Source organism: Allokutzneria oryzae, from assembly GCF_042429765.1.
In the GTDB taxonomy this organism is placed as follows: Bacteria; Actinomycetota; Actinomycetes; order Mycobacteriales; family Pseudonocardiaceae; genus Allokutzneria; species Allokutzneria oryzae.
This window is the reverse complement of record NZ_JBHLZU010000034.1, coordinates 19150-36712: the sequence shown is the minus strand read 5'-3', so window position 1 is coordinate 36712 and position 17563 is coordinate 19150. Positions and strand designations below refer to the sequence as shown.

Here is a 17563-nt window from a genome sequence, read left to right as displayed (position 1 = left end):
GTTATACTCGTCCGCATGGCAACGAAGCGCAAGCCCGCGGCGCCACGGGGGACCGCCCGCGAGCGCCTCATCGCGGCGGCGAACGAGCTCTTCAGCCGGGACGGCATCGCGGCGACCCCGGTGGACAAGGCGGTCAGCAGGGCGGGCGTGGCGACGATGACGCTCTACCACCACTTCTCAGGCAAGGACGGCCTCGTGGTCGCCTACCTGGAGCACCGCAACGAGCACTGGAACGCGAGCTGGGCGGCGCGCATCGACCGAGCGAAGTCCACAGTGGACAAAGTGCTTGCGATCTTCGACGCGCTCCAGGCGTGGGCGGACTCCGGCGAGATGGCACGGGGCTGCGCCTTCGTCGACGCGGCCGCGGAGATCACCGACCGCGCCCATCCCGCGTGGGCGGTCATCGACCGCCACAAGGCCGACCTGCTGGCGCGGCTGACCGAGCTGACCGGCTCGTCCCGCGACGCTCAGCGCGTCCTGCTGCTCTACGAGGGCACGCTGACCGGGCTGCTCATCGGCCACCTCGACGACCCGGTCGGCCAGGCCCGCGAGACGGCCCGCGCGCTGCTCTCCGGCTGACCGTGGCGGAGAACGGGGTTTCGGGCAGCGCCACAACGTAGGTGATGTGCAAGCGGACCTGCCTACCGTGCTGGGGGTTCCACTTCCCAACGGAGGAGGGTCCGATGCACCGCACCACCACCGGCGTCCTCGCGGCGCTGCTGTTCCTCGCGGGCCAGCCCGCACTGGCGGCGGCGAGCCAGGACGTCAACGCCGAAGCCCGGCCCGCGTTCCAGCTGCCGTTCCCCTGCAACCAGAAGTGGCGGCTCGACACGTGGGGCCACGCGCCCGCGCTGGACATGGTCAAGGAACCCAACCAGGTCGGCACCGAGGGCGCGCCCTACGTGGCCTCCGCCGACGGCGTGGTCAACCAGTCCTTCTACCACTCCAACGCGGGCAACATGATCCAGATCAACCACGGCGGCGGCTGGTTCACCACCGGCATCCACCTGCAGTCCCGGGCGGTGGGGGTCGGTGCCCGGGTCAAGCGGGGCCAGGTGATCGGCCGCGTCGGCAAGACCGGGCCGACCTCCAACGGCCACCCGCACCTGCACTACGAGCAGGCCTACGACCGCAACGGTGACGGCCGGGCCTCGTGGGGCGCCGCGGGCACCGAGCGCGTCCGCCCGGTGTTCAACGGCGTCGAGTACGGCCAGGCCAACGGCAAGACCTGGCGCAACGTCGCCAGCCGCAACTGCTAGCTTCCTCGCACCAAGAAATGATCTCGCGACGATGCGGTCCCTGAGTCGTTGTGGAGGCGTAGAAGGCTGCCCACGGACTACCGTTCGTCGTGGTCGATCTGCTGGTGTCCGGGTGACCTGGGATCAGGTCACCCGGGCACAGGTTCGTGATTGTGCGGTGCTGGTGTCCTCGGCCGCACTCGCGGAGGATGATGTGGCTGGGCCGCTATCTGGCGCGGGAACGATCCCGTCTGGAGCCAGAGACCAGCAGTCCGGCTTTCCCTGCCAGAACCGCCTCACCGCAGCTCCGGAATGCGCGGCGGTAGGCGTGCGGGCTCAGCCAAAACGTCGCGCCCGTTCTCTTTGTCACCGCAACAACGGCTGGTCGTGCGGGGCGACGGCAGCGAGAGTTCAAGGACACCTGTTGAGAGCATCCGCACAGGAGCAGCTCGCCTTGGGCCGCGCATGTGGGCCATTCATGTGTTTCACCGCGCTTCCTCTCCTAAGCGGAGCCGGAAACCTTACCGTGAACACCGGCACCAGAAGGCGAAGACCACCCTCGGTGCATCTTGGTTGAGTGCCATGTTCACACACGCACCATCGACGATGAATCCCCTGGCACTCCGTCGAAACGCCGTCGCGCAGAAGCCGGACACCACTTCCGCTCCTGAGCGGCAACATCACCCCAAGGGGAACCAATGCGACTCCATCCCTTCAGAACCGCAATCGCCGCCGCGGCAGTCGCCACAGGCGTCGCACTCGTCACGGCACCGGCCGCGAGTGCCGCCCCCGGCCTGACGACAACGGCCGACAGCGTCACACCCGTCACGTCGGCAGCCGATGCCGTGCCTGGCGCGACGCGAGTGTCGCAGCACGACCGGCAGTACCTGACCAAGGCCTACCAGGGTTACCTCGCCGACCTCAGGGCAGCCCGCCTCGTCCGCGCCAGGGGACCGTACGTGCGCTGCTACCACATCTACGACTTCGCCGCGAAGGTTCTCCACGACCAGCAGCAGCGGGTGCATGACCTGGTGCCGGTCGCCCGTCGGCTCGGCGTGCGGCTTCCCCAGTCGCCGACCCCGCGACAGATCGAGGAGCTCAGGAAGCTCGGCAAGCTGTTCAGCGGAGACATCAACGTCTTCTACAAAGCCTGGCTCCGCATGCAGATCGCCACGCACCAGGAGTCCATTCGACTCGCCGAACGCGTTCTCCAGTCCGGGAAGTCGCCCGAGGTGAAACGACTGGCGGAAGCAGCGGTGCCCATCCTCCGCAGTCATCTGGAGGAGCTCCGCTCGTGGCGTCAGGTCAGGTGCGGGTGACGCACACCGTCACCACGGGCGGACCGACGTGCACCACGACCGGGATCGTCGAGCACCGCCCGGGACACCGAGAAAAGGGAAGAGCACTCACATGACGAAGAAGAGGTGCTTCACCGCTCTCACGGCAGGCGTGGTCATCGGCGGGGCGTTGCTGAGTCCCGGCGCCGCGGCTGCGGAGAGCGCCGTCGACGTAATCACCGCCCGGCCCGCCTGCGGGGACGTGAAGGACGTGTCGTACCGGACCGGCGAGGCGCACTGGACGATCACCTGCACCGGAGGCTGGACGCGGGTGAACGGCTGGGTGAAGGACAAGCTGCCGTTCTTGGGCTGCGCCGAGGTCTACGGCACGTGGGCCGACGGCGCGGACTTCGGCACCGTGAAGACGTGCTGGCCCGAGGGTCCGAAGCAGTTCAACAAGTCTCATCGGGGCATGGGAGCCCAGATCTTCTTCCGGGTCGTCTGAACACACGCTGCCCGGTCGTCCCGTCGTGGCGGCTACGGCCCTCGGTCGCGGCCACCACCGCCGGACCGGGAGATCGCCGCTAGCGCCCTTCGTTTCCCGCCAGAGCCGCCTCACCGCCGCCCCGGAACGCGCGGCGGTAGGCGTGCGGGCTCGTTCCCACGAGCCGCTTGAACCGGTCGCGAAACGTTGTCGGGGAACCGAAACCGACCTGCGCGGCGATCCGCTCCACCGAGTGCGCGGTGGTCTCCAGCAGGTACTGGGCCTGCCTCAGCCGCGCGCGATGCAGCCACTGCAACGGTGTCGTGCCCGTCTGCTCGCGGAAGCGGCGGTTGAGCGTGCGCGTGCTCATCGACGCGCGCGCCGCGATGTCCTCAAGGGACAGTTCACGCCCCAAGTTCTCCGCGAGCCAGCGCAGCAACGGCTCCAGCGTCGCCCCGTCCGGCGCGGGCGGCTCGTGCACGATGAACTGCGCCTGTCCACCGGCGCGCTCCAACGGCATCACCATCATCCGCGCGGCGTCGGCGGCGACCGCGGATCCGTGGTCGTTGCGGATCATGTGCAGGCACATGTCCAGTCCGGCCGCGGCACCGGCGGAGGTCAGCACCTGGCCGTTGTCCACGTAGAGCACGTTGGGGTCGACGGAGATCCGCGGGTACCGGCGCGCGAGCTCGGCGGTACCGAGCCAATGCGTGGTGGCGCGCAAGCCATCCAGCACTCCGGCCTGCGCCAGAACGAAGGCGCCGACGCAGATCGAGGCGATCCTGGTCCCCGCCGCCAGCGCGGAGCGCAACGCCGACACCACCGGTGCGGCCAGCTCCAGCGACGGGTCACCACGGCCAGGAACGATGATGGTGTCCGCCGCGGACAGCCCGTCCAGCCCCCACGGCGCGCGCAGAGTGAAGACACCCGCGTCGATGTCGTTGCCCGCGCCGTCCTCCGCGCAGACCCGCACCCGGTAGGCCTGCTTGCCGCTGGGCAGCACCACCCGGCCGAAGGCGTCGATCGGCATGGCCAGATCGGAGACCACCACGTCCTGCAGCGCGAGCACCGCGACGGTGTGCATGGCAGGAACATAACCACACGACGGCACCGGGCAACCTCTTCGGCGGAAGAATTTTCCTTGCGCATCAGGCACTGTCGGGCGATTGCCAAAATCCGGTGGTCAGCGGTGTTCTTGCCAGCCGTCCCCGTTGCCGGGTCTCACCCGAAAACGCACCGTTGATCCAAAAGGCGCATATGACTGAGCTGAATGGTGCAGCCGCCCCCTACAATGCGCCCGTGAGTGAGATGCCCGTGATCGCGGCGCTGCGACAGGTCGTCGACGACATGGTCCGCGGCCTGCGCGAACTGTCCGGCCACCAGCTGCCGATCGCCGCGATCTCCGAGCTCGCCCTTCAGTTCGAGGCCGAGCTCGCCGTGATCGAGCCCTCCCTGGCCGCCCTCGCCGCGCGGGACCCGCACGGCCCGGTCGCCGAGACGATGACCCTGCTGGTCAAGGCCCGCGCCGCGCTCTCGGCGGAGACCTTCGATCCCGCCTCGATCCAGCCCGGCATGATCCGGCTGCGCTCGGCGGCCCGGCGACTGGAGGAGACCTCGGTCCCGGTCCCGGTCGGCGCGCACCGCGCGCCCCAGCCCCAGGAGTGGGCACTACCCGGCTAGGTGTATCTGGCCGTCACGTTGGTGACACCCCTGGCGCGATCACCCACGCGCCCCTCATTTCGCGTTTTGTAGGCTTAACGCGATTTGGGAGCGCTCTTTCGCGCATCAAGGTGACAAAACGCGAAAACCCGGCCACCCCGGCCACTCCGGCCAGGCCGCGCACGGGGCGCTGCCCGGCTAGCGGAGGTACGGCGCGATCACCAGCATGCCCTGGGGATCGGCCGATGCCGGGTCGGTCTCCACGCAGGCGGCCAGCCCGGCCCGCACGGCGCCCGCGTCGATCCCGGCGCCGATCATCACCAGCTGGGTGCGGTGCGCCTCGCCCGCCTCCCACCGGGACCGTTCGAAGCGCAGGAAACCGCCGACGGTGTGCAGCACGTGCTTCTGCCGGTGCCCGCGCAGTCCGAAGTGGACGAACCCCTTCATCCGGTACAGGCCGGCCGGGCGGGAGTCGAGGAAAGCCATCAGGCGGCGGGGGTTCAGCGGCTGGTCCGAGCTGAACTCCACGCTCTCGTACCGCGCGTGCGCGTGCTCGGAGTGGTCGTCGTCGAGGTCGTCGAAGGACAGCTGCCGCACGACCTCCTCGCGCTGGGGCCGCTGCTCGAACAGCAACGCGGGATCGACGCGGCCGTGCGCGGTCGGCAGCACCGGCTTCCCCTTGCTGAGCCCGGTGACGGTCTTGAGCAGCAGCCGCAGGTCCTCGTCGCCGACCCGGTCGGTCTTGTTGAGCACCACCAGGTCCGCGTAGCGCAGGTGCTTGTCCAGCTCGGGGTGGCGCCGCCTGCTGGCCTCGAACTCGGCGCCGTCGACGACCTCGACCAGTCCGCCGTAGCAGAGCCGGGGGTTCTCGCTGGCCAGCACCATCCGGATCAGGTCACGGGGCTCGGCGAGGCCGCTGGCCTCGATGACGACCACGTCGATCCGCGCGCTGGGCCGGGCCAGCCGGGCCAGCAGCTCGTCCATGCCGGAGGCGTCGACGACGCAGCACAGGCAGCCGTTGCCCAGCGAGATCATCGAGTCGACCTGCCCGGCGACCTGCAGGGCGTCGATGTTGATGCTGCCGAAGTCGTTGACCACCACGCCGATCCGCGTTCCGCCGCTGGTGGCGAGCAGGTGGTTGAGCAGGGTGGTCTTCCCGGAGCCCAGGAACCCGGCGACGATGACGACGGGAATCTGCTTGTGCCCCAACGACAATCCTTCCGAACGTGATCACGGCCGCTCGACGAGCAGGAACCTGGTCAGGATAAGCCTCAGCATCGCGAGCTCCTCGGCGAGGACGAGGTCGCGGTCCGTCGCCGCCCGCGTGAACACCGCGTCGACCAGCGCGACCACCCACCCCGCCGTCCGGTCCGGGTCCAGCCCCCGGTCGATCCGTCTGAGCCCGGCGGCGCGGCGCAGCAGCCCGGCGATGCCCCCGCGCAGCGCGGCGTCGTTGCGCGCGAGGACCACGGCCAGCTCCTCGTCGCGCCCTGCCTGCGCGATCACCTCGGTCACCAGCCCCGCGGCCCCGGGGTCCTCCAGCGGTCGCACCTGCGCCTCGACCAGCTCCAGCAGCCCGGCCACCGGGTCCTCCGCCTCGGCGGCCCGCGCCACGTGCCCGGCGATCAGCTCGCCGTCCTGTTCGAAGATCGCCACGAAGACCGCGCGCTTGCTCGGGAAGTAGTGGAACAGGCTGCCAGAGCTGATCCCGGCCCGTGCGCAGATGTCGGCCGTCGTGGTCCGCTCGAAACCCTTGCGGGAGAAGCAGAACTCGGCGGCTCCCAGGATGTGCGCGCGCTTGGCCTCGTGCCTGGCCGGATCGACGGTGCGCACGTCAGCGCTTCGCAGTCAGTCGCCAGTACTGGCGCTTCTTGTCGTCGCGGACCACCACTCCAAGCTTGACCAGCTCGGTGCGCAGCAGCCGCACGTCCTCGTCATCACTGCGGCTGATCGCGCGCTTGCGGGCTTTGAGAAGCGCGTCAGCGCCCGTGGGCAGCCCCGGGGTGTCCTCGACCCAGAGCCGGTAGTCCCCGCTGTGGGGATCGCCGTCAGCCAGCCACGTGTACCCGGTCGCGGTGAACGCCTCGCGCAGGGCCTTCGCGTCGAGGTCGGTGTTCTCCGACGCCAGCTCCTGGCCGTCGGCGCCCAGCAGCACGAGTTTCTTGCCGTCCAGGAAGACCGTCCCGACATCGGCGCCATCGATGCTCGTGGTGTCGTCACCGCGTTCGAGCACGACCCGCTCCGCCGAGACGGTCACCCGCAGCATGTCCATCGCGACCAAGAACGCGAGCGCGAGGCCGGCGAGCGCGCCGACGCCGATCAGGACCCAGTCCGGCACGGACTCGGCGAGCTTGAACGGCCCCTGCAGCGGGGCCCACGGCAGCGCGGCGACCCACGCGGCGAGCGGCTTGACCGCCCAGCCGACGCCCGCCCCGAGCACGGGCCCGCCGACCCACGCGATGATCCACTCCCACGCCCTGTGCGCGACGACGCGCTCCCCCGAACCGGTCACGCGCTCATTATTAGAGCGACCGCTCGGTTTAACAAAATCCCTCACGTCCGCAGCGGGTTTTCGCTCCGCCGCAGGGACGGATTCCCTTGCGCACCAAGGCGATCAGGGCACCGGGGAACTAATTTCATTGGACACTGAAGTAATCGCGGAAGCCGAATACGGGGCGTGTTCGTCTGCACGTTGCAGTGCCCGAACGGGCTAACCGGACCCGCCTCCAGGGCGAACGACGGGGTTGGCAAGATACGGCTCTCAACACCGGGCACACGTGGGACGACGGAAGGATCCGGGTGAACTCCGACACCACACAGGTCGACGATCTCCAACTCATCGCGCTGCCCAGCGCCGTGAACTGCACCGATCTCTTCGTGCGCTTCGCGTTGAGCGAGTGGTCACTGCGGCCGATGGTGGAGGAGACGAGCCGGGCCGCGTGCCAGCTGGTCACCGAGGTGGTCGACAACGCCGACCCGCGCGCGCCGGGCCTCATCACGGTGCGGCTGCGGGTGTGCGGGGACCGCCTGGTCGTCGAGGTCGACGACGGCCGCCTGGTCAGCCGTGAGCTGCCGCTACCCGCGGGGCTGACCGGCTCCTCGGTGCCGCTGCCGCGCCGCGAGCGCAGGCGGTCCAGGGCGGCCGAGCAGATCTCGGCCGAGCAGCCGGTGCACGGCGGTGCCGAGATCGGCCACGAGGTGATGCAGCGGATCCTCTTCGGCCTCAACCGCGACCAGGACTAGGACCCGTCCCGCGAGTCGCCCTCACCTGCACGGCCCTCCTTTCGCGTTTTGTCACCTTGATGCGCAAAAGAGCGCTCCCATTTCACATTAAGGTGACAAAACGCGAAAACCCCGGCCACGCCAGCTGGTGCACGCGTGCTCGGGGGCGCGGGGGCGGTGCCACCCCGGGGCATTAGGACGACGTGCAGGACAGGCTCTAGGACCCGTCCCGCGCACCACCGGTCCCGACCGGTGCTGTGGTCCTTCACCCGGCGGCTACTTGGTGGTGTCGGTCAGCAGCGACAGCTCCTGGTCGAAGTCGAACCACAGCGGCTCCTCGTCCGGCGCGACGACCTCGTAGGTCTCGTTGAGGAAGTCGACGAGGTCCTCCGGGTCCACGCCGAAACGCGCCTGCCCGGCCGGCGTGCTGAACTCCAGCACCACCACGTCCAGCTCGTCCATCACCGGCCAGATCCGGACGTCGCCCTCGCCCGCCTCGGCGAGCAGTCCGTCGGCGAGCAGGTCGCGGGCGAGGATCCACTCCACGCTCTGGTCGCCGTAGGGGTTGAACAGCACGCGGACCGCGTACGGGTCGCGGGTGGAGTAGCTGAGCTCGACCTCCACGGCGACCGGCGAACCGGCCAGCAGGTCGAACATCGCCGCGGACCGGATCTCGGAGTGCTCCCTGCTCATCGCCGTCGTCCCTTCCCTCACCGTTGCTCGGACGGGGAGGGGACGAACGAGTCAGCGAACCTTGACGCGGTTCCGCGTGCGTCACACCCGATCGTGCTATCGGAGCGCGGAAATCCCGGGCGCCACCACCGGGACGAGTGACAGACTGCGGCGGTGTTGCTGACGATCTCCTCAACCGCGGGAAAGGCCACTGACCTGGGTTTCCTGCTGCACAAGCACCCGGAGAAGGCGCAGACCTTCGACGTCTCCGGGGGCTCGGCCCACGTCTTCTACCCGGAGGCCACCGACCATCGCTGCACGGTCGCGCTGCTGCTGGAGGTGGACCCGGTCGCGCTGGTGCGCGGCCGTCGCCCTGGTGGGACGGACGGTTTCTCGCTGACGCAGTACGTCAACGACCGGCCGTACGCCGCGTCCTCGATGCTGGCCGTCGCGCTGGGCAAGGTGTTCCGCACCGCGATGGCCGGCCGCTGCGACCTGCGCCCGGAGCTGCCGGAGCAGCGGCTGCCCTTGGAGATCTGTGTTCCCGTCCTGCCGTGCCGGGGCGGTGCCGACGTGGCGAGGCAGATGTTCGAGCCGCTGGGCTGGGCCGTGGACGCCCGCCCGGTGCCGCTGGACCCGCGGATGCCGGAGTGGGGCGACTCGCGCTACGTCGAGCTGCGGCTGACCGGCGAGGTCCGGCTGTCCGAGGCGTTGAACCACCTCTACGTGCTGCTTCCCGTGCTGGACAACGCCAAGCACTACTGGGTCAGCCCTGACGAGGTGGACAAGCTGATCCGCGCGGGCGAGGGCTGGCTCGGCGCGCACCCGGCCCGTGAGGTGATCACGCGGCGGTACCTCGCCCACCGCGGGGAGCTGGTGAGCACGGCCGTGGGCAGGCTCGCCGAACGCGACGACGCCGAGCCGGAGGTGCTGGACAACGCGGTGCCCGACCCCGCCCTCGCGGACGGCGAGGAGGCGGAGCCGAAGGTCTCGCTCGCGTTGCAGCGGCGCGGTGCCGTGCTGGCGGCGTTGCGCGGCGCCGGTGCCGCGCGCGTGGTGGACCTCGGTTGCGGTGAGGGCGCGCTGCTCCGCGACCTGTTGGCGGACGCGAACTTCCGCGAGGTCCTGGGCGTGGACGTCTCGCACCGCGCGTTGGAGTTCGCCGCTCGCAAGCTGCGCCTGGACCGCATGCCCGACCGGCAGCGCGAGCGGCTGACACTGCTCCAGTCCTCGCTGACCTACCGCGACGACCGGCTGCGCGGCTACGACGCCGTGGTGCTGATGGAGGTCATTGAACACGTGGACCCGCCGCGCATCGGCGCGCTCGCGTCCACGGTGTTCGGGTACGCGCGGCCGACCACGGTCGTCGTGACGACGCCGAACGTCGAGTACAACGTCCGCTACGAGGACCTGCCCGCCGGGACGATGCGGCATCGCGACCACCGTTTCGAATGGACTCGCGCGCAGTTCCGCGAGTGGGCCGACGGCGTCGCGGCCACGCACGGCTACGGCGTCCGGTATCTGCCGGTGGGCCCGGAGGACCCGGAGCTGGGTCCGCCGACGCAGATGGCCGTTTTCTCAGTGGTGGGGGCGTGATGAGCATCGATCTGACAATCCCGGAGCTGTCGCTGGTGGTGCTCGTCGGCGCGTCCGGGTCAGGCAAGTCGACCTTCGCGCGGGAGCACTTCGGGCGCTTCGAGGTGGTCTCCAGCGACTTCTGCCGCGGCCTGGTCGCCGACGACGAGAACGACCAAGCGGCCAGCAAGGACGCCTTCGAGGTGCTGAACTTCATCGCGGCCAAGCGGCTCAGCGCCGGGCGGCTGACCGTGGTCGACGCGACGAACGTGCAGCCGGAGGCGCGCAAGAGGCTGGTCGAGCTGGCCCGCGCGCACGACGTGCTGCCGGTGGCCATCGTGCTCGACCTGCCGGAGCAGCTGTGCCACGACCGCAACTCCACGCGCCCGGACCGGGACTTCGGCGAGCACGTGGTGCGGCGGCAGCGGGCGCAGCTGCGGCGCGGGCTGCGCGGCCTGACCAAGGAGGGTTTCCGCAAGGTCCACGTGCTGCGCGGCGAGGAGGAGGTCGGGCAGGCGCGCGTCGTGCGCGAGCGGCTGCTCAACGACTTCCGGCACGAGACCGGGCCGTTCGACGTGATCGGTGACGTCCACGGCTGCCGCTCGGAGCTGGAGGCGCTGCTGACCTCGCTGGGGTACACGATCACCCGCGACGCCGAGGGGCGTGCCGTGGACGCGGCGCACCCCTCGCGGCGCGCGGTGTTCGTCGGCGATCTCGTCGACCGCGGCCCCGACTCCCCCGGCGTGCTGCGCCTGGTGATGGGCATGGTCGGCGCGGGGCACGCGCTGGCGGTGCCGGGCAACCACGAGAACAAGCTCGTGCGGTCGTTGCAGGGCCGCAACGTGCAGGTGACACACGGCCTCGCGGAGACCTTGGAGCAGTTGGAGAAGGAGACGCCCGAGTTCCGCAAGGAGGTCGAGGAGTTCTGCCACGGCCTGGTCTCGCACCTGGTGCTGGACGGCGGGAAGCTCGTCGTCGCGCACGCCGGGCTCAAGGAGGCCTACCACGGCCGCGCCTCCGGGCGGGTGCGCAGCTTCGCGCTCTACGGCGACTCCACCGGGGAGACCGACGAGTTCGGCCTGCCGGTGCGCTATCCGTGGGCGGCGGACTACCGGGGCAAGGCGATGGTCCTCTACGGGCACGTGCCGACGCCCGAGGTCGAGTGGATCAACAACACGATGTGCCTGGACACCGGCTGCGTGTTCGGCGGCAGGCTCACCGCGCTGCGCTACCCGGAGAAGGACGTGGTCTCCGTCCCCGCGGAGAAGGTCTGGTACGAGCCGACGAAGCCGTTCCCGACGTCCACTGTGGACAGTTTGGCGCCGCGTCGTGAGCCGGACGCGCTCGACGTCACCGACGTGCTCGGCAAGCGGGTCGTGGAGACCGCGCACCACGGCCGGATCAGCATCAGCGAGCAGAGCGCGGCGGGCGCGCTCGAAGTGATGAGCCGCTTCGCCCTCGAACCGCGGTGGCTGCTCTACCTGCCGCCGACCATGGCCCCGAGCGCCACCTCCACCCAGCCGGGGCTGCTGGAGCACCCGGCCGAGGCGTTCGACAGCTTCCGGGCCGACGGCATCGCCGAGGTCATCTGCGAGGAGAAGCACATGGGCTCCCGCGCGGTGGTCGTGGTGTGCCGCGACGAATCGGTCGCCGCGTCCCGGTTCGGCGCGTCCGGCGGCACCACCGGCGCAGTCCACACCCGCACCGGGCGGCCGTTCTTCGACCCGTCGCTGACCGAGCGGCTGCTGTCGCGACTGCGTGCCGCGGTCACCTCGGCGGGCCTGTGGGAGGAGCTGGACACCGGCTGGCTGCTGCTGGACTGCGAGCTGCTGCCGTGGTCGGCGAAGGCGGAGGACCTGCTGCGCAACCAGTACGCCGCGGTCGGCGCGGCGGCCAGGACCGCCTTGCCCGCTGCGGTGTCCGCGCTGCGGACGGCGAGCGAACGCGGCATCGACGTCCAGGAGCTGCTGGACCGGACGTCGGCACGCGCGGACAACGCGGAGGCGTTCACCGAGTCCTACCGCCGCTACTGCTGGCCGACGTCCGGTCTGGAGGGGATCGCCCTCGCGCCGTTCCAGCTGCTGGCGACGGAGGGCGCGACCTACTACACCCGCGACCACTCGTGGCACCTCGCGCTGGCCGACCGGCTGGTGGACGCGGACCCGGAGCTGGTGCGCCGCACCGGAAGGCTGCTGGTGGACACCACCGACCCGGCATCGACCGCCGCGGGCGTCCGGTGGTGGGAGGAGATGACGGCCGAGGGCGGCGAAGGCATGGTGGTCAAGCCGCACGCCAACCTCACCCGCGCCCGCAAGGGCCTGGCGCAGCCTGGGATCAAGGTCCGCGGCCGGGAGTACCTGCGGATCATCTACGGCCCGGACTACACCGAGGAGACCCACCTCGACCGGCTCCGCAGGCGCGGGATCGGCCACAAGCGCTCGATGGCGCTGCGCGAGTACGCGCTCGGCCTGGAGTCACTGGACCGGGCCGCCCGTGGCGAACCCCTCTGGCGGGTGCACGAGCCGGTCTTCGCCGTCCTCGCCCTAGAGTCCGAACCCGTAGACCCCCGCCTCTAAACCGGCCATTCGCGGGCTTATGGACGCTTCGCGACGCGCGAACAGGTCCATAAGCCCGCGAATGGCGGGTACGGGGGTGGGCTAGGGGTGGCGGAGCTCGGTGAGGAGGGCCTGGATGTGCTCGCGCTGGCCCTCCGCTTCCTCGGGGACCTCGGCCAGGGCGGCCGTCAGGACCGTGACCGCCTCGTCGCGGCGGTCCAGGTTCGCCAGCAGCCTGCCGCGCAGGACCTCCGCGATCGTCGCCTCGACCGCGGCGCCCAGCTCGCGGAAACCCTTGATGGCGACCAGGGCCCGCTCCAGCGCGGTGGTGAACTCGCCGACGTTGGCGAAGATGCGGGCACCGTCGTAGCTGACCAGCGAGCGCTGCCACAGCGCGTGCGGCTCGCCCTCGGGCAGCGCCGCCGCGAGAGTGTCCGCTGTGGACAGTTCGGCCATGCAGCGCTCCATGTTGTGCGCCCAGTGCCAGGACAACGCGGCCGCGCGGCGGTTGGCCACCTCCTCCAGCGGCATCTCCCCCGCCGCCTGGCACGCGTCCGCCGCCGCGGCGAAGTGGGCAGCAGCCTCGCCGTCGCGGTCGAGACGGTCCAGGATCTCGCCCGCGTTGGTGAACATCTGCGCGGCGCCAGCGAAGTCGCCGCCGGCGACGAAGTGCGCGGAGACCTGGTCCAGCAGGTCGACGGCCTGTGCTTGCTGGCCGAGCACTTCGTAGGCCTTCGCCAGCAGGAAGCGCGCGCGGAAGTCCTCGTCGGTGGCTCCGGCGCGTTCGAGCACGGGCAGGGCCTCCTCTGCGGCGTCGGCCGCGTCGGAGAACCGCTCGTTGTTCAGCGCGGCGGCGGCCAGGTCGACGCGCACATGGGCCGCGTGCACCGGTTCTCCGGCGTTGCTGAACACCGCGACCGCGTCGGTCAGGTGCTCCGTCGCGTGCTCGAAGCGGTTCTGGTCCATCGCCACGCGGCCCCTGGTGTGCAGAGCCGCCGCGCGCAGCACCGGGGACGTGCTGTGCGCCGCCTCGGCGAGCAGGCCGTCGGCCACGTCGAACTCGCCAGCGCCCGCGCGGAGGTTGGCCGCCATGAACTGCGCCTGGCGGAGCCGGTTGGTGCCGGGAACCGTGCTATAGAGCGAGATCGCGCGCTCGGCGAGTGCCAGTGCTGCGCCGATGTCCTGGCGCTGCACGAGCAGTGGCACCATCGCGAGGACGACGTCCGCGGTCAGCTCGGTGTCGCCGGTCGGCTCCACGAGCTCCCGCGCGCGCGTCAACGTCTCCCATGCCTCGTCGACGCGGTTCTGCGTCTGGTAGGCCGATGCGAGGCGGGACAGGGCGCGGACCTGCTGCTCGGCCTCGCCCAGCTCCCCGAGCCGGTCCACGGCGTCGGTGATCATCGGCAGCCCGTCATCGGGACGGCCCAGCAGGCAGCGGATCATGCCGATCCGGCTGCGCACGGCGAGGGCGAGCGCCTCCTCGCCCGCCTCGGTGAACAGCTCCAGCGCGCGCAGCCAGTGCCGTTCGGCCTCCTCGGGCTCCTCGCCAGCGGCGTGCGCGCCGAGTCCGGTGACCCGGCGGGCGAGCAGCAGCGAGTTCGGCTCAGGGCACAGCTCGTCGAAGCGCTCCCAGGCTTCGGCGGACACGGAGTCGTTGTCCCGCAAGAACTCCAGCTCCGCCAGGTCGGCAAGCTCGACCGGGTCCACAATGGACTCCACGACGCCCGCGGCAGGCGTGCTCGACTCGACCTCCTCCAGTAGCTCCGCCCTGCGGGCCACGCCGGAGAGCGGGAGGTACTCCACGATCGGCTCGGCCTCGATCAGCTCGCGGACGCGCTCACCCTGTTCGCCGGTGCCGTTGCGGGCGTCGAAGCGCGCCGCGATCTCCCGCGCCCGCGCGGCCAGCTCCGGCAGCAGGTCGCGGACCTCGACCTCGCCGCCGGGGCGCCGCACGGTGATGTCGTCGTAGCCCGCGTCGACCAGCCGGGCGAGCAGGTTGGCGGCGGCTCCGGCGAACCACATCTCCGCCATCGGGGTCGGTGGCTCCTCCAGCCAGCCGATGTGGCGCTCCAGCAGCTCAAGGCCGCGGGAGTGGTTGCCGGTCAGGGCGCAGAACCGCAGGTGCGAGCCGATCGCGTGCAGCTCGCCGCGGTCGTGCTGCATCGCACGGTAGGCCCTGCGGTGCGCGTCGACGGCCTCCTCCAGCCGACCCGTGCGCAGGTAGGCCACCAGGAGGTTGGTGAGGATTCCCTGGGGCTGCTCGGAGCAGTCGCCGTCGCTGACCAACCCGGGTTGCGCGACCTCGATCGCCTCCTCGTAGCGGCCGAGCCGGACCAGGTGGTTGACCTTGGCACCCGGTTCGCAGCGCTCGCAGTCGGACATGGCGTCGCGCGCGCTCGCGTTCCACAGGCGGTACTGCTCGCGAGCGGTGTCCATGTCGCCGATGTGCCGCGCCAGCATCTCCCTGCGCTGGTGCACCGCGTTCATGCCGTGGCCGGCGATCTTGTAGCGGCGCTCCATGTCGTCGAGCACCGCGCGGGCGCGGTCGAGGGGCACCTCGGGGAAGGTGGTCAGCGAGCCGACCATCCACTTGAAGTACCAGAACAGCTGGTGGTCGAAGCGCGGGTCGGCCTCACCGCGGTCGTAGGCGTTGAGGCACCAGGAGAAGGTGACGAACGCCTTGGAGGGCTCCGCGCCGTACTGGTAGCAGCGGGTCGCCAGGATGCGGCCCGCGTACTGCAGGTCCGGCCACATGTTGGCGTCGGCGTGCTGGATGACCTCCTCGGCTGCCGCGGTGGCCGACGGCCCGAACGGCAGCTGCCACGCGGCGACCATCATCTCGTCGAGCTGCTGGTGGGTCAGACTCACGGGGTGTCCTCCATGGGGACGGCCTGGTCGAGCAGGCCGAGGAACGAGCGGTTCAGCAGGGCGGCGTCGGCGGGCCGGATCGGGTGGTACCCGAGCAGCAACGCCTGGCCGTACAGGGATTCCACGGCGAGGGCGACCAGCTCCGGCTCGCGCAGCCCGCACACCCGCCGCACCAGGGCGTTGCGGTGGTTGAGCACGAGCTGCGGGCGGTCGTCGGCGGGTTTGTCGAACGCGGCGAGCACCCCGGCCCACAGCTCGTCCACTCTGTCCTTTGTGGACCGCAGCTCCGCATGGAACGCGGCGGAGCGGTCCAGCAGGTACAGCACGGGCAGTGCCGCGGGCTCGAAGGACCGCAGCACCACCTCGCACCCGAGCTGGTCCATCGCGCGCTGCGCCGCGGCCAGGAACGGCCGCAGCTCCAGCTCGGTGGCGGGGGCCACCGAGTCGAACCGGGTCATCAGGTCGGTGGGCTCCAGCCGCCGCACGGACTGGTCCGGGTCGAGCACGGGAAGCCGGGCGATGATCTCGGAGTCGTAGGTGTAACCGCCGTTGACCACGGCGAGGCCCTGTGCGGCGGCGACCGCGGCGAGCTGCCGGAAGTCGTCGGTGGTCAGGGTGTAGCGCACGTCGCCGTGGCGGGCGCGGAAGTCGGCGAGCGTCATCCTGCCGACGTTGGTCTCCATCGGCATCCACTGCTCGACCAGCCGCAGCATCTCCTCGTCGTGCAACGCGAGCGCCTTCACCCCGAGGTGGTGGATCTCCAGGAACCGGCCGAGCCGCGCGGGGTCGGTGCGCGCCAGCCCGACGAGCCACCCGCGCAGGTGCTCGCCGAGCGCCTCCCGCGTCGAGTCCAGCAGCCCGTCGGCGTAGAGCGCCTCACGGCTGGCGGTGGGCCGCAGCTCCTCGGCGTCGACCACGCACCGCGCGAAGAACGCCCACCCCGGCAGCAGGCTGTCGGCGCTCTCCGTCAGCAACATGCGCTTGAGGTACACGCGGTGCCCGGCCTGCTCAGCGGGGTTGGCCGGGAACGGCAGCACGTAGGCCACACCGCTCAGCCCGGCTTCCGGCACGTCGAGGTCGATCACGTCGAACGGCGTGAACCCGAGGACGTCCTGTGCGTACCCGACCAGGTCCGCCGTGCGCTGTCCAGGCGCGCGGTCGTCCTCGCGCCACGGCGTGCCCTCACCGCTGATCGCCTTGCCCCGCACCGTGACCGGGAACGGCAGCATCGAGCCGTACAGGGCGCACAGCTCCGTGACGGTCTCCACGGCGAACCACTGCTCGGCGCCCTGGCGCGCGGTGAGCTCCACCGTCGTGCCGGGCAGCTCGCGCTCGGCGGGGCCGATCCGGTAGGTGCCGTCCGCGCGGCCGACCCACTCCACGGCCGCGCCACCGCTGACCGATCGCGTGAGCACGCGGACCTCGTCGGCGACCAGGAAGGCCGACAGCAGGCCGATGCCGAACTGGCCGAGGAACTCGTGCCGGGCGAAGCCGAGCTCGTCGCGCTTCGAACTGCGGCCGATCGTGGCCAGCAGCTCGTGCACCTGCTCCTCGGTCAGGCCGACTCCGGTGTCGGTGACCGTGAGCGTCCTGCCGGTCACCTCGACCGCGATCCCGGTGGGCGCGCCGGAGTCGGCCGCGCGCCGGGCGGTGACCGCGTCGACCGCGTTCTGCATCAGCTCGCGCAGGTAGACACGGGGACTGGAGTACAGGTGGTGGCTGAGCAGATCGACGACGCCGCGCAGATCGACCTGAAAAGTGCGGTTCACAGTCGCTTACCCTAGGTGGGTCACGGCTTCCGGGTTATCCCATTCGGTGAACTGGGCCGTCCCGGTCACCGAGCGGCGCCCTGACCCGGCTGCGAGCGCGGAACGCAGCCGGGCCAGGGCTCCAGGCCGGGCCATTTCGACAGCAGTCGCCCTCTCGCGGACCCGCGCCGGTCCTCACACCGGCGCCGAGACGGCTCCTGCCCACACCGAGCGGCCCACGACATCGGACCCCGAGGAAGACGAC

At 70.8% G+C, this 17563-nt stretch carries 15 protein-coding genes; 8 read left to right on the top strand and 7 right to left on the bottom strand.

Going from position 1 to position 17563, the window contains the following annotated elements; all coding sequences use genetic code 11:
- Positions 1 to 15: 15 nt before the first annotated feature.
- The 4 genes from ACFFQA_RS36370 (at position 16) to ACFFQA_RS36355 (ending at position 3020) form a co-directional block, all read left to right on the top strand.
- Positions 16 to 579 (top strand): TetR/AcrR family transcriptional regulator, encoded by a 564-nt coding sequence (locus ACFFQA_RS36370; protein ID WP_377862355.1) that lies wholly within the window; start codon positions 16 to 18, stop codon positions 577 to 579.
- 104 nt (positions 580 to 683) lie between these two features.
- Positions 684 to 1259, top strand: coding sequence for a M23 family metallopeptidase (locus ACFFQA_RS36365; protein ID WP_377862354.1), 576 nt, complete (start codon positions 684 to 686; stop codon positions 1257 to 1259).
- 677 nt (positions 1260 to 1936) lie between these two features.
- Positions 1937 to 2557, top strand: coding sequence for a DUF4142 domain-containing protein (locus ACFFQA_RS36360; RefSeq protein WP_377862353.1), 621 nt, complete (start codon positions 1937 to 1939; stop codon positions 2555 to 2557).
- A gap of 91 nt (positions 2558 to 2648) precedes the next feature.
- Positions 2649 to 3020: a hypothetical protein gene (locus ACFFQA_RS36355; RefSeq protein ID WP_377862352.1), complete on the top strand. Its 372-nt coding sequence runs from the start codon at positions 2649 to 2651 to the stop codon at positions 3018 to 3020.
- 79 nt (positions 3021 to 3099) lie between these two features.
- On the opposite strand, the gene ACFFQA_RS36350 is transcribed toward ACFFQA_RS36355, so the two are convergent.
- The gene (locus tag ACFFQA_RS36350) at positions 3100 to 4083 is read right to left on the bottom strand and encodes a GlxA family transcriptional regulator (protein WP_377862351.1); all 984 of its coding nucleotides are present in this window, start codon (positions 4081 to 4083) and stop codon (positions 3100 to 3102) included.
- 215 nt (positions 4084 to 4298) lie between these two features.
- Between ACFFQA_RS36350 and ACFFQA_RS36345 the strand changes: the two genes are divergently transcribed.
- Positions 4299 to 4679 carry a hypothetical protein gene (locus tag ACFFQA_RS36345; protein WP_377862350.1) on the top strand — a complete coding sequence of 127 codons (381 nt, stop codon included), beginning with the start codon at positions 4299 to 4301 and terminating at the stop codon, positions 4677 to 4679.
- A gap of 177 nt (positions 4680 to 4856) precedes the next feature.
- On the opposite strand, the gene ACFFQA_RS36340 is transcribed toward ACFFQA_RS36345, so the two are convergent.
- From ACFFQA_RS36340 to ACFFQA_RS36330, 3 genes are read right to left on the bottom strand one after another with little or no spacing between them, the layout of a single operon-like run.
- The gene (locus tag ACFFQA_RS36340; RefSeq protein WP_377862349.1) at positions 4857 to 5867 is read right to left on the bottom strand and encodes a CobW family GTP-binding protein; all 1011 of its coding nucleotides are present in this window, start codon (positions 5865 to 5867) and stop codon (positions 4857 to 4859) included.
- A 21-nt stretch (positions 5868 to 5888) separates the two neighbouring features.
- A complete protein-coding gene (locus tag ACFFQA_RS36335) occupies positions 5889 to 6491 on the bottom strand; it encodes a TetR/AcrR family transcriptional regulator (protein WP_377862348.1) in 603 nt (200 codons plus the stop codon).
- A gap of 1 nt (position 6492) precedes the next feature.
- Positions 6493 to 7170, bottom strand: a complete 678-nt coding sequence (locus tag ACFFQA_RS36330) for a YqeB family protein (protein ID WP_377862347.1) — start codon at positions 7168 to 7170, stop codon at positions 6493 to 6495.
- A gap of 287 nt (positions 7171 to 7457) precedes the next feature.
- Here ACFFQA_RS36330 and ACFFQA_RS36325 point away from each other — a divergent pair, with 287 nt between their 5' ends.
- The gene (locus ACFFQA_RS36325; protein ID WP_377862346.1) at positions 7458 to 7901 is read left to right on the top strand and encodes an ATP-binding protein; all 444 of its coding nucleotides are present in this window, start codon (positions 7458 to 7460) and stop codon (positions 7899 to 7901) included.
- A 255-nt stretch (positions 7902 to 8156) separates the two neighbouring features.
- On the opposite strand, the gene ACFFQA_RS36320 is transcribed toward ACFFQA_RS36325, so the two are convergent.
- Positions 8157 to 8573 carry an SsgA family sporulation/cell division regulator gene (locus tag ACFFQA_RS36320; RefSeq protein ID WP_377862345.1) on the bottom strand — a complete coding sequence of 139 codons (417 nt, stop codon included), beginning with the start codon at positions 8571 to 8573 and terminating at the stop codon, positions 8157 to 8159.
- 153 nt (positions 8574 to 8726) lie between these two features.
- Between ACFFQA_RS36320 and ACFFQA_RS36315 the strand changes: the two genes are divergently transcribed.
- Positions 8727 to 10148: a 3' terminal RNA ribose 2'-O-methyltransferase Hen1 gene (locus ACFFQA_RS36315; RefSeq protein ID WP_377862344.1), complete on the top strand. Its 1422-nt coding sequence runs from the start codon at positions 8727 to 8729 to the stop codon at positions 10146 to 10148.
- A 5-nt stretch (positions 10149 to 10153) separates the two neighbouring features.
- Entirely contained in the window at positions 10154 to 12703 is a 2550-nt protein-coding gene (locus tag ACFFQA_RS36310; RefSeq protein ID WP_377862382.1) for a polynucleotide kinase-phosphatase, read from the top strand.
- Between the two features lie 81 nt (positions 12704 to 12784).
- Here the strand turns inward: ACFFQA_RS36310 and ACFFQA_RS36305 are convergent, their stop codons facing one another.
- Positions 12785 to 15550, bottom strand: coding sequence for a tetratricopeptide repeat protein (locus tag ACFFQA_RS36305; RefSeq protein ID WP_377862343.1), 2766 nt, complete (start codon positions 15548 to 15550; stop codon positions 12785 to 12787).
- Positions 15547 to 17319, bottom strand: coding sequence for an HSP90 family protein (locus ACFFQA_RS36300; RefSeq protein WP_377862342.1), 1773 nt, complete (start codon positions 17317 to 17319; stop codon positions 15547 to 15549). The genes ACFFQA_RS36305 and ACFFQA_RS36300 overlap by 4 nt, the downstream gene beginning before the upstream one ends.
- Positions 17320 to 17563 lie beyond the last annotated feature (244 nt).

Coding starts and splice junctions, on each gene's coding strand:
- ACFFQA_RS36370 (WP_377862355.1), top strand. CDS start 16: ATGGCAACGAAGCGCAAGCCCGCGGCGCCACGGGGGACCGCCCGCGAG.
- ACFFQA_RS36365 (WP_377862354.1), top strand. CDS start 684: ATGCACCGCACCACCACCGGCGTCCTCGCGGCGCTGCTGTTCCTCGCG.
- ACFFQA_RS36360 (WP_377862353.1), top strand. CDS start 1,937: ATGCGACTCCATCCCTTCAGAACCGCAATCGCCGCCGCGGCAGTCGCC.
- ACFFQA_RS36355 (WP_377862352.1), top strand. CDS start 2,649: ATGACGAAGAAGAGGTGCTTCACCGCTCTCACGGCAGGCGTGGTCATC.
- ACFFQA_RS36350 (WP_377862351.1), bottom strand. CDS start 4,083: ATGCACACCGTCGCGGTGCTCGCGCTGCAGGACGTGGTGGTCTCCGAT.
- ACFFQA_RS36320 (WP_377862345.1), bottom strand. CDS start 8,573: ATGAGCAGGGAGCACTCCGAGATCCGGTCCGCGGCGATGTTCGACCTG.